We start from the raw sequence: 11389 nt of genomic DNA on the forward strand, positions 1-11389 counted from the left end.
TCTATGTCACTGTTATTTGAGAAGGTCTCGAATGAGAAAGAGTATATCTGACTTTACCCGCCTATCTGTGAAAATTTTGCTTTATACACCAAAGAGCAAGCCCTACCAGTTAACACTGGCAATAAGTTAACCTCCTACACACTGCACTTTTGGCTAAGTTGATTACTCTGCACACAATCAAACGGGAAACGGTCAAATTTCTCTCTTCTCTCGTCAATGAGATTTAGATTTTTGCCAGATTCGCCGATACAATAGAAAACCAATGATCAAAGCCGCAGTTAATCGTGAAAGCATCTGAACTCATCTCCATTATCAACAACTTGCCGGAAGGTAGCGACCCCGATATCGTGATGGGTGAAGAATGGCTACCAGAACGCTTGGAAAACACCACACTCGATGGTGATATGCTGTTTTTACACTTCGATAATGCACCGGAAGATGGTCAGGGTGAAGAAGAAGGTCGCGGCTTCGTTGAGCACGAAATTGACTTGATTCGAACTCGCCTACAACAAATTCTCGATGAAGACAGCGACAACGCTTCAAAAGCCGACGCAATGTTAGGTTTATTTCTGATGGGACATGAACTTAGCAGCTCACAAGTTATCGAAATACTCGAAGAAGACTCAGAACACTGATCCAGAATAGTAAGGTACCACTTTGCCAACATCGCTCAATACCAACGAACTTTCCTCCCTTCCTCTGGTTGTTGCCGGTCCAATTTTAAGAAAAGTTACCGCGACGGAAGTGAATATTTGGTTGGTGACCACGCAACCTCTCGAAGGTTTGGTTGAAATCAGCGATGCGAACACTGGTGAACAATACTATTCCAAGCCCGTATCAGCAGAACATCTTTTGCAAGTAGGCAAACGTGCTTGGGTTTGCATGCTGACGTTACAAGGCGAATTTCCTACCCATAAAGCATTGCGTTATCAACTCCATACTCAATCCGGTTTATTGACCGAATTGATGCCCCAATTGGTCTACGGTGAAGACACAGATTCAGTGCAAGGTGTCGAATTCCTAATCAGTGAAAAAGCCGATTATGTTCTGCATGGCTCTTGTCGTAACCCACATCATTTTAGTAAAGACACTCTGGTCCAAGCTGACGCAAAAGTTGCTAGCCAACCAATAGAAGACCGCCCTGATATGCTCATCATGAGCGGCGACCAAATCTATGCCGATCATGTCGCAGGTCCAATGCTGGATGCGATTGAGCAATTAGTCGAGTTGCTAGGCTTGCCTGATGAAGAGTTCGACCAAGCGCCAATTAAAAACACGCAAGAGCTGTATCAAAGCCCAGATTGTTTTTATGGCAGGGATAACATTCTGCCCCACTATGTTGACGATGGAAGCATACTCACCAAGCTCTTCCCACATCGTGGCACACCCATTTTTAGCTCGCGCGAATGTAAAAACCACCTCATCAGCTTTGCCGAGCTTTTTGCGATGTACTTACTCGTTTGGTCTCCAGTACCTTGGACATTAGTCAATCGTGAACGTTTATTGGATAGAAAATTCACGACCGGCGGAAAAGCTTTAGAGCCGAAATGGCAACAACATTGGCGCGATGAGAAGGTTCACATCGATGCATTTGTCGCAGGGTTAGATAAAGCTCAGCGTTTGCTAGCTCACGTACCGACCTACATGATCTTTGATGACCATGACGTCACCGACGATTGGAACCTAACGGTTGGCTGGGAAAAAGCAGCGACTGAAAATCTCTTCTCGCGCCGAATCATCGGCAACAGTCTGATCGCTTATTGGTTGTGCCAAGGTTGGGGTAACGCGCCAGAAAAATTCAACGCCCCGTTTATGGAGCATGCGCGCCGTTACTTTGAAGAGCTGACTTCAGAATCTCAAGACGAGTTCATAAAGTACCTCTATCGTTTTGAAGATTGGCACTACACGATTCACACCTCACCAAAAGTGGTGGTATTGGATACACGTACTCGCCGCTGGCGTTCAGAATCACGCATGAATAAACCATCGGGTTTGATGGATTGGGAAGCCTTGATTGAGTTCCAACAAGAGCTGATGCATCAAGACAAAGTGATCATCGTCTCTGCCGCACCCATGTTTGGTGTGAAGTTTATTGAAACATTGCAACGCATCATGACCAGTTTTGGTCAGCCGTTGCTGATTGACGCAGAAAACTGGATGGCGCATCCAGGCAGTGCGAATACCTTGATCAGTATTTTCACTCACACCAAAACCCCGACTAACTTTGTCATTCTGTCTGGTGATGTGCACTACTCTTTCGCTTATGACATCAAGTTGCGTTTCCGTCGCAATAGTCCAAATATCTATCAAATCACATGTAGTGGGATTAAGAACCAGTTCCCAGCGCAACTGCTGACAGCGTGTGATGCCATGGACCGTTTGCTTTATAGCCCCCGTTCACCGCTAAACTTCTTCACCAAACGTAAGCGTTTGAAGATTTTTAAGCGTGCGCCAAGTAACCACAATTTTTACAGATTAGTGAACCAAAGTGCAATTGGCGAGCTGAGATTGGATGAGGACGGAAAGCCAAGCAATATCAGTATTTTAACTGGTGAAGGTGATTCAATACATTTCCCGCCTACAAAGGTTGAGGAATAAATCCGCTTTTTGGCGGTCAAATACTGTATTGAGCAAAAATGTCATCTCAATCGTATGAGATCTTGATCAAATTCAATCAAGACCTTGAGATTTGCTCAAACCATTACCATCTTAAATAAATAGATAACAGCTTGGTGCTCAACATGTTTAATTCGCTTACTTCATTATTTAAACAACTTATAGAAGGCTCGGACCTTAGCCAATCCAACACACTGTCACCCAATATGGCGATAGCATGTTTGCTTTGTGAAGTAGCTGGTGCGGACCATCAAATCGATGAAAGAGAGCAAGCAACCAAACGCTCTTTGATCATGAAATTGCTTTCCCTAACAGAAGAAGAGACCGACACCCTACTGAATCAGGCTCAAAACAGATCGAGTGAGTCGACTTCCCTTTATGACTTTACGTCCCAACTGCGTGAGCTTTCACAAGAAACCCGCTATGAACTGATCAAGAGTATGTGGGAAGTGGCGTACGCTGACGGTGAAATTGACCCATTGGAAGATGCCGTAATTCGCAAAACAGCGGAGCTGCTCTATGTAGACCACAGCGATTTTATTCGAGCGAAATTGCAATCTCAGTGAAGCCCAGTCTCCATAAACAGTAAGAACCAATAAAAATACGCGCTACATGAGCGCGTTTTTTGTGTCTCTAGTCTGGATTAGACCGAATCAAACATCGTCATCTCCGCAAGAGACTAGCCAACATTGTTGTTATTTAAAACTAACTTAGTACTGGCTTATGACGAGCAGACTGAAATCCAATGAAAGATTTATGAAAACAGAAACTTATAGCATGGTCAGTGCTAGTTTCGCCAAGTTGTAAGCGTCAACATAGCCCGAGTGCTGGCGACCTTCCCACTCAATGCCTTTTGCTTCTTGCGCCGCTTTATGACCAATGCGCTTATCTTTAAGACGGTTTTGGATTCGGTACAACGTCGCTAAGTTGATGAACTCGGTAAATGGCGCGTCAATGCCCTTTTGTTGGCATTCTTCAAGCAAGATAAGATCATCGCGCCCCCATGAAGCATAGATCTTATTACGACCACCAAAGTTCTTTAGCATCGACTTAAGCACTTCTTCTAATGGTCGACCTTGCTTTTCAATCTTACGTGGTGTGATGCCAGTTAACTCTGCACAAAACAGGGACACTTCATCATGCTCAGGTTTCACGTAGTATTGCGCGCGCTTAACGATTTCACCTTTCGACAAATCTATTTCCGCCAAACCAACTTCAATGATCTCGCCTGTACGACCCACGCCGTTTTCATTCCAGCAGCACATTTCTAAATCGAAGCAGACGATACGGTTATGGTTCATAGTTTGTCTTGATTCCTAACGTAAATTTGAAAGCGTGAGATTCTACCGTAACGAATCTCAAAACTCGAATTTGCTCGCTGAATTAATCGCCGATCGATACAGAGTTTCGACCATTTTTCTTACTTTGGTAAAGTTGCACGTCCATTTTATGGAATAAGCTCTCAGGATCTTCGTTGTTATGTACCGCAGCGCCAATGCTCAAAGAACAAATGATCGGTGTACTTTCATATTCAAATGGCGAACTTGCGACAATACCGCGCAACTTCTCCAGATAGGCGGCTAGTTCTTCCTTATCCGTCACTCTAGATAAAATGCAGAACTCATCGCCACCTGCTCGGTAGAAACGATCACCATCGAGCAAGTTAGCATTCACAAGCTTGGTTACGTGCAATAACGCTTCATCTCCGGCTAAATGACCGTACTTATCGTTAATCACTTTAAAGCGGTCAATATCGAAACCCACTAAAGAAAACTCAACTCCACTATTAATGTAGTGCAGTAAGTTATCGTTAAATACGCGTCGGTTAAGCAATTGGGTCAATGGATCCAACTCCGCCATGCGTTTTAGCTCAACCGTTTTGTTATCAAGCATCACCGCAAGACGTTCTTTTTCACGTGATTGAAGATTGACGATATAGCTGATCAAGATAGCAATGACTAAACCCGCAATACCGGTCCCATAAAGGACAGAACGCTCCCACGCCGAAACGGATTCAGACAGCTTAAACTCAACACGCCATTCGCGATTTGGCAGTTGAATCGTGCGACTAATAACTTTGCCGTGCAGCTCATCCCAGTTTGAGCTTTTGAACAATAGAGGGTCGTCGTAAGCATCAAAGCCCTTGTCTTCAACTTTTACAGACATATCCAATTCCGTCGCGGTTTTGGTAATCAATTGATCAAAATAGACAGTACTGCGCACTACCCCAACAACGACACCAAGTAGCTTGTGTTTGTCATAGCTAAATACCGGGTGGTAAACCAACAGACCACTTTTCTCTAATGACTTGTCGTATCCGTCTTGAAGTAATCGGACTTTGTCTGAAATATTGGCTCGATCGTGGGTAATAATGTCATCTAGGATCAGTTCGAAACGCAAACGTGAAGAATAAAAGCCAAGCAAAGACAAGTTAGTTTCAGTTCTTGGATAAATATCAGTCGCTATGTATGCAGGAGCTTGGTCTTTCAAGATGTAACCAAACGTCTTCTCACCATCTTTCGGTACTGTAAAGATGTCAAAATCAGGGAAAATTTGACGAGTTTTCGCCAAATAGACGTCGAGCTCACTTGGTTCAACACGTTGCATCCATTGCAAGCCAACCAAGCTCTGTGAACTTTCGACGACTTGTTTTGCGTAGTAAGGAAATTGTGTCCAGTATGACTTATCAACGGAATGGAAAAAGTTTGCACCAGCGCCGATGAACTCAAGATCGTTTTCTACTGCCAGTTTAAGAGATTCCGCTTGGCGATCTGCCAGGGTATCGAAAATGGTCATGGTGTAACGCTGTTGTATTTTATAAGCGACACCAACCATGCCCGCAGTGACAATAACGACTGCAATAAAAGCTACAATAGAAGCAGAGTACCGTTTGAAAATGCTCTGTTGAGCCGTGCTATATGTCATTTATTGTTCCACGTTTTTTGCGTGTCATGCTTCGATAATGATGGAAATACTGCGCCACATGTGGGTAAACATCAAGCAACAACGTTTGCGTCCCCATCTAATCGTTGATTTTTCATGCTAATCATGCGGTATATTCACGAATTATTACAGTCTTAAGCCTTGAATATGCTACCATCCACCATCATTTTAATGTCTAAACTTGGTGCAGGTCGCAAAGCCGATCTCTTTAGTAAACATGTGTGAGCCAATACTAAGCGCCAATAAATCAATAGAAAGAGAAAAATGTCATGAACATTGATTTGAACCTAATTCCTCAAACGTTCGATATGCTTCACGCAGGTCTAGCGGCTTCGAGCGTTTTGCTTCTTCTGATCGCAGTATCTCGTAAATCTAAAGTGATTGAGAAAGTGGTAGAAAAACCGGTCGAGAAAATCGTCGAGGTTGAGAAGCCAGTTGAGAAGATCGTTGAAGTAGAAAAAGTAGTGGAAGTTGAGAAAGTCGTAGAGCGTGTTGTAGAAGTTGAATCAAAACTTGCGACAGCGTCAACGGACTCTGCAATGCAGCTGCTTTCTATCATGCAGCAAGAAGCTCGTCTGATTGACTTCCTAAAAGAAGACCTAACGTCATTCTCTGATGAAGAAGTTGGCGCAGCTGCTCGCGTAATCCACACTGGCGGTCAGAAAGTGCTGAACGACTACGTGACGCTAGCACACGTTCGCAACGAAGACGAAGAAACTCGCATTACGGTTGAAGAAGGCTTCAACCCACAAGAAATCCGCCTAACTGGCAACGTAACAGGCAGCGCGCCATTCAACGGCACGCTAGTTCACAAAGGTTGGAAGGCAACATCAATGACGTTGCCTAAACTGGCTGAGAACTACGATGCATCTGTGATCGCTCCAGCTGAGGTTGAGCTGTAATGGAACACATGAACCAAGAAAACCATTCTCAAGAAGCGTCTGTTGAAACTCAACAGACGCCTAAATTCAGTGTTGGTATCGACTTAGGTACAACACACTGTGTGATGTCTTTTGTTGATACACACGATGAAGACGCTCGCGTTGAAGTAATGCCTATCCCGCAGCTTACTGCGCCAGGCACGGTAGAGACTCGTAGCCAATTAGGCTCTTTCTTATACCAACCGCACGAGCACGAAATGAACCCGCAATCACGCGTTCTTCCGTGGTCTAGCGAGCCAAAAGCTCTGGTTGGTGCTATTGCACGTAACCTAGGTTCAAAAACACCAATTCGTCTTGTTGCAAGTGCGAAATCTTGGCTTTGCCACGCTGGTGTGAACCGTCGTGATGCATTCCTGCCAGCAGGTAGCCCAGAAGAAGTGGAAAAAGTATCCCCTCTTCGCGCGACAGAGCTTTACCTAGAACACCTAAAAGACGCTTGGAATCACACCAATCCAAATCACAATCTCGCCGATCAAGACGTGACTATTACGGTTCCTGCTTCTTTCGATCCTGCTGCTCGTGATCTAACAGCCGAAGCAGCACGCAACGTTGGTTTCGTGCACCTAACGCTTCTAGAAGAGCCACAAGCTGCGCTTTACAACTGGATTGATAACAGCGACGACAAATGGCGCGACGAAGTTGAAGTTGGCGACATCGTGCTTGTGGTCGATATCGGTGGTGGTACAACCGACCTTTCTTTGGTTGAAGTAACTGAAGACGACGGCAACCTAACTCTGAACCGCATCGCGGTAGGTGAACACATCCTACTTGGCGGTGACAACATGGACCTTGCACTTGCGTACCGCTTGAAGATGAAGCTAGCGCAAGAAGGCAAAGAGTTACAGCCATGGCAAGTTCAGGCAATGACGCACGCATGTCGTGATGCGAAAGAAGCGCTATTGAACGACAGCGAACTTCAGTCAGTGCCAATCGTAGTACCAAGCCGTGGCTCTAAACTGCTTGGCGCAACTCTGAAAACAGAACTGACTCAAGAAGAAGTACAACAAACACTGGTTGACGGCTTCTTCCCTCAAGTTGCAATTACTGACCACCCTGTTCAACGTAACCGTGGTGCACTAACGCAAATGGGTCTGCCTTACGCACAAGATGCGGGCATTACTCGTCACATTGCTGCGTTCTTGTCTAAGCAAGCCAATGCTCTTTCTACTTCAGAAAATGGCGCAGAAGCAGCTCAAGATTTCAACCCATTCGCTAACATGCCTGGTATGCCAGGTGCGGATGCAGCGCAATCGGCTGACTTCATCAAGCCAACCGCAATCCTATTCAACGGTGGTGTTCTGAAATCGAAACTTCTAGCAACTCGTCTAGAAGACACGATCAACGAATGGCTAATTGAAGCAGATGCAGAAATGGCGAAGCGCCTAACAGGTGTGGATCTAGACCTTGCGGTTGCTAGCGGTGCGGCTTACTACGGCTCTGTGCGTCGTGGTCAGGGCGTTCGTATCCGTGGTGGTATTGCTTCAGCGTACTACGTGGGTATCGAAAGTGCGATGCCAGCGATTCCGGGCATGGCGCCTCCAATGGAAGCACTTTGTGTTGCACCATTTGGTATGGAAGAAGGTTCAAGCGTTGACGTACCAAGCCAAGAGTTTGGTTTGATCATTGGTCAACCGGTTAACTTCCAATTCTTCGGCTCAACCGTTCGTCGTGATGACCTAGCAGGTACTCACCTAGACTACTGGGCACCAGAAGAGCTTGAAGAGCTTCCAGAAATCCAAGTAACGCTGCCTGTATCTGAAGGTCGTCGTGAAGGTGAAGTGGTTCCAGTAACCCTAGCCTCTCGCGTCACAGAGCTTGGTACGCTTTACTTAGAAGCCATTGCCGCTGATAACGGTCAAAAATGGCATGTTGAGTTCGATGTGCGCGAAGACGCGAAAAGCAACTCAAACGAAGAAGAATAAATAGAAATCAAACGGCATCCAATCGGGTGCCGTTTTTAAATACACGAAGGTTTGTATGGCATCTCCTCGTTTTCTTGTTGGTATTGACCTTGGCACCACAAACACTGTTGTGGCGTATTGTGAAATCACCGACAACCTTGAACAATCCGAAGTATCCCTATTCGACATCGACCAGCTGATTGGTCCGGGTGAAGTGGTTCGTAAACCATTGCTGCCCTCTTTCCGCTATCACCCTGCAGTTGGTCAAATCTCCCCTTCTGACCTAACACTCCCTTGGGAAAACGAACCTGTCTCTGGCGACATTAGTAATGTGATCGTGGGTGAATGGGCTCGTGAATTAGGCGCGAAGGTGGAAGGACGTCAAGTATCCAGTGCTAAAAGCTGGCTATCGCACCAAGCAGTGGATCGTAGCTCAGACATTCTTCCTTGGGCTGGTGCGCAAGACGTAGATAAAGTCTCTCCCGTCATTGCCAGCGCAAGCTACCTCAACCACATTCGCCAAGCATGGAACTACCGTCACCCTAGCAATAAGCTAGAAGAGCAAGATGTGGTTGTGACCGTTCCAGCGTCGTTCGATGAAACCGCTCGTAAGCTCACACTTGAAGCCGCTGAGTTGGCAGGTTTGAAAAAAATCGTCCTGCTCGAAGAACCACAAGCCGTATGTTACGACTGGTACGCACGCCACCAGCAAACCGCAGCTGATGAACTCAAAGAGTTGCCACTGATACTGGTGTGCGATGTGGGCGGTGGTACCACCGACTTGAGCTTGATTGAAGCCAGTTTCTCTTCTCAAGATGAGCTAGCCCTTGATCGTATTGGCGTAGGCGAACACCTGATGCTGGGTGGCGATAACCTCGACTTAGCATTAGCGCACCTTGCGGAAAGCCGCTTCAACCAGAGTAAGAAGCTCACTGCAGCAAGCCTGACTAAGCTAATTCAGCAAACGCGTAAAGCGAAAGAGAACCTACTTTCAGCGAGTGCACCTGAAGAAGTGAAAATCACCATGCTGGGCAGCGGTTCAAAACTTCTTGGCGGAACAAAAAGTATTGGGCTGAGCAAACAAGAAGTGCACCAAATCGCTTTAGATGGCTTCTTCCCGCTTTCTGATTTCAGTGAAGTGCCAGACAAACGCCGCAGCGCCGTTGTTGAGTTTGGTCTTCCATACGTCGCTGACCCAGCAGTGAGCAAGCACGTTGCCGAGTTCTTAACTCAACACCAACAAGTTGCTCGTGCCGCTCTTGGCATTGAAGACGACAAACAAAATGCCATTCCAGTCGGTTTGCTACTCAACGGTGGTGTGTTCAATAGTGAACTTGTGACTGAGCGTGTCACTACCCTACTGTCCGATTGGCGCGGCGCTCCGGTTACGGTATTAGATAACCCACATCCAGATTGGTCTGTTGCATTAGGTGCTGTTGCGTTTGGTAAAGCACGTCGTGGTGCACAGTTAAAAATTGGTGGTGGTGCAGCGCGTTCTTACTTCTTGCACCTTCAAGAGAAGAACAAGATGGGCAAAGCGCTCTGTTTGCTTGCAAAAGGTACAGAAGAAGGTCACGAGATCCGCTTAAGTGGTCGTCGTTTCTCGCTTACTCTAGGTGAACCTGTTCGCTTTAACCTGCTGACTTCTACCCACGACACCTTAACCAATAACACTGCCATTCAAAACGGCGTGATGGTGGACGTTGATCCTGACTTGTTTGCTCCTCTGCCGCCTTATATCACCACCCTTGAAGGTGAAGGTGCCGAACTGCAAGCCAACCAGAAAGAGCGCGTAGAAGTGCAACTGGCGTGTCAGTTGACCGAAGTCGGCACGCTTAAGATGGAATGTGTCAGCGCAGAAGATGACAGCAAACGTTGGGAGCTGGAGTTCGAAGTTCGTAACAAGCAAACCGACGACAGCGAGCAAGTTAAGCTTCACCCTAAACTGAACGAATGTAAGGAGCTGATCGCTCGCCTTTACAGCGGTAACAAGAAAAGCGCAGAAAGCAAAGAGATCAAAACCTTAGCCAAAGATCTTGAGAAGAAACTGGGCAAACGTGACGAGTGGGATTTCACGACCCTACGTCAACTGTTCGATACCTTTGCACAAGGTCGTAAACGTCGCCGTCGTTCTGAACAGCACGAGAAAAACTGGCTTCGTTTGGCAGGTTTTGCACTGCGTCCGGGCTTTGGCGATCCAACCGACTTATGGCGTATTGAGCAAGTTTGGGGTCTCTACCAACAAAACATTCAGTTCAAGAACCATCAAGGTTGGACTGACTGGTGGGTATTCTGGCGTCGTATCGCAGGTGGTTTAAGCCAAGAGCAACAAGAGACTATCTTGGCGGACATCGCGAAATACCTACACCCTGGCGCGATGAAAAACCCACAGTCAGCCAAAGCGGCACAAGACATGGGTTATGAATCCATGGTTCGATTAGCGGCATCGCTTGAACACCTAGAAGTCGAAGACAAAGTTCTATTGGCAACGTGGTTCTTGAGCAAGGCAATCAACCAGAATCAGTTCGAACAAGCGCACTGGTGGGCAATGGGTCGCTTGGCATCACGTACGCCTTTGTATGGCAGCCAGCATAACGTCGTTCCTCGTGAACAAGCGGAACAATGGTTGCCTAAGCTGTTAGAGCAGAACTGGCAGAAAGAGCCAATGATCGCTTTCGCAGCCGTGATGATTTGTCGTAAGACGGGCGACCGCCTATTTGATATCTCAGACGACTACCGTGAACAAGTTCTCACCAAGCTGAAGCAAAGCAAGGTGCCTGAATCTTGGGTATCACTGGTTGAAGAAGTCAAAGAGCTATCTGAGAGCGAATCGAAGCGTATCTTTGGTGATGCACTCCCAAGCGGTCTGACGCTGGTAAACAACTAAGCTCCCATGCTTATAAACGCAACAAAGCCCTTCATGAGAAGGGCTTTGTTTTATCTGATTCTACTCGCTGACGAAAGACGACTCATTAGGGTCTGTTGATC

General features: G+C 46.5%; 8 protein-coding genes. 6 read left to right on the plus strand and 2 right to left on the minus strand.

Annotation, left to right across the window (positions count from 1 at the left end; genetic code table 11):
* Positions 1–284: 284 nt before the first annotated feature.
* The 3 genes from VHA02S_RS21135 (at position 285) to VHA02S_RS21145 (ending at position 3182) form a co-directional block, all read left to right on the plus strand.
* Positions 285–635 (plus strand): VC1380 family protein, encoded by a 351-nt coding sequence (locus tag VHA02S_RS21135; protein WP_005451841.1) that lies wholly within the window; start codon positions 285–287, stop codon positions 633–635.
* Positions 636–657: 22 nt separating this feature from the next.
* The gene (locus VHA02S_RS21140) at positions 658–2598 is read left to right on the plus strand and encodes an alkaline phosphatase D family protein (RefSeq protein WP_038899028.1); all 1941 of its coding nucleotides are present in this window, start codon (positions 658–660) and stop codon (positions 2596–2598) included.
* A gap of 143 nt (positions 2599–2741) precedes the next feature.
* Positions 2742–3182 carry a tellurite resistance TerB family protein gene (locus VHA02S_RS21145; RefSeq protein WP_005451837.1) on the plus strand — a complete coding sequence of 147 codons (441 nt, stop codon included), beginning with the start codon at positions 2742–2744 and terminating at the stop codon, positions 3180–3182.
* 204 nt (positions 3183–3386) lie between these two features.
* On the opposite strand, the gene VHA02S_RS21150 is transcribed toward VHA02S_RS21145, so the two are convergent.
* A complete protein-coding gene (locus tag VHA02S_RS21150; protein ID WP_005451835.1) occupies positions 3387–3917 on the minus strand; it encodes a 3'-5' exonuclease in 531 nt (176 codons plus the stop codon).
* Positions 3918–3999: 82 nt separating this feature from the next.
* The gene (locus VHA02S_RS21155; RefSeq protein ID WP_038899029.1) at positions 4000–5541 is read right to left on the minus strand and encodes a sensor domain-containing diguanylate cyclase; all 1542 of its coding nucleotides are present in this window, start codon (positions 5539–5541) and stop codon (positions 4000–4002) included.
* A gap of 287 nt (positions 5542–5828) precedes the next feature.
* Between VHA02S_RS21155 and VHA02S_RS21160 the strand changes: the two genes are divergently transcribed.
* From VHA02S_RS21160 to VHA02S_RS21170, 3 genes are read left to right on the plus strand one after another with little or no spacing between them, the layout of a single operon-like run.
* Entirely contained in the window at positions 5829–6461 is a 633-nt protein-coding gene (locus VHA02S_RS21160; RefSeq protein ID WP_005434042.1) for a DUF2760 domain-containing protein, read from the plus strand.
* Positions 6461–8422, plus strand: a complete 1962-nt coding sequence (locus VHA02S_RS21165) for an Hsp70 family protein (protein WP_038899030.1) — start codon at positions 6461–6463, stop codon at positions 8420–8422. The genes VHA02S_RS21160 and VHA02S_RS21165 overlap by 1 nt, the downstream gene beginning before the upstream one ends.
* Positions 8423–8477: 55 nt before the next feature.
* Positions 8478–11288, plus strand: a complete 2811-nt coding sequence (locus VHA02S_RS21170; RefSeq protein ID WP_038899032.1) for an Hsp70 family protein — start codon at positions 8478–8480, stop codon at positions 11286–11288.
* Positions 11289–11389 lie beyond the last annotated feature (101 nt).

The organism is Vibrio harveyi NBRC 15634 = ATCC 14126 = KCTC 12724 (genome assembly GCF_001591145.1).
GTDB lineage: Bacteria > Pseudomonadota > Gammaproteobacteria > Enterobacterales > Vibrionaceae > Vibrio > Vibrio harveyi.

What these genes read in the sequence shown, in the direction of transcription:
- VHA02S_RS21145 (WP_005451837.1), top strand. Translation starts at nt 2,742, where the DNA reads ATGTTTAATTCGCTTACTTCATTATTTAAACAACTTATAGAAGGCTCG.
- VHA02S_RS21150 (WP_005451835.1), bottom strand. Translation starts at nt 3,917, where the DNA reads ATGAACCATAACCGTATCGTCTGCTTCGATTTAGAAATGTGCTGCTGG.
- VHA02S_RS21155 (WP_038899029.1), bottom strand. Translation starts at nt 5,541, where the DNA reads ATGACATATAGCACGGCTCAACAGAGCATTTTCAAACGGTACTCTGCT.
- VHA02S_RS21160 (WP_005434042.1), top strand. Translation starts at nt 5,829, where the DNA reads ATGAACATTGATTTGAACCTAATTCCTCAAACGTTCGATATGCTTCAC.
- VHA02S_RS21165 (WP_038899030.1), top strand. Translation starts at nt 6,461, where the DNA reads ATGGAACACATGAACCAAGAAAACCATTCTCAAGAAGCGTCTGTTGAA.
- VHA02S_RS21170 (WP_038899032.1), top strand. Translation starts at nt 8,478, where the DNA reads ATGGCATCTCCTCGTTTTCTTGTTGGTATTGACCTTGGCACCACAAAC.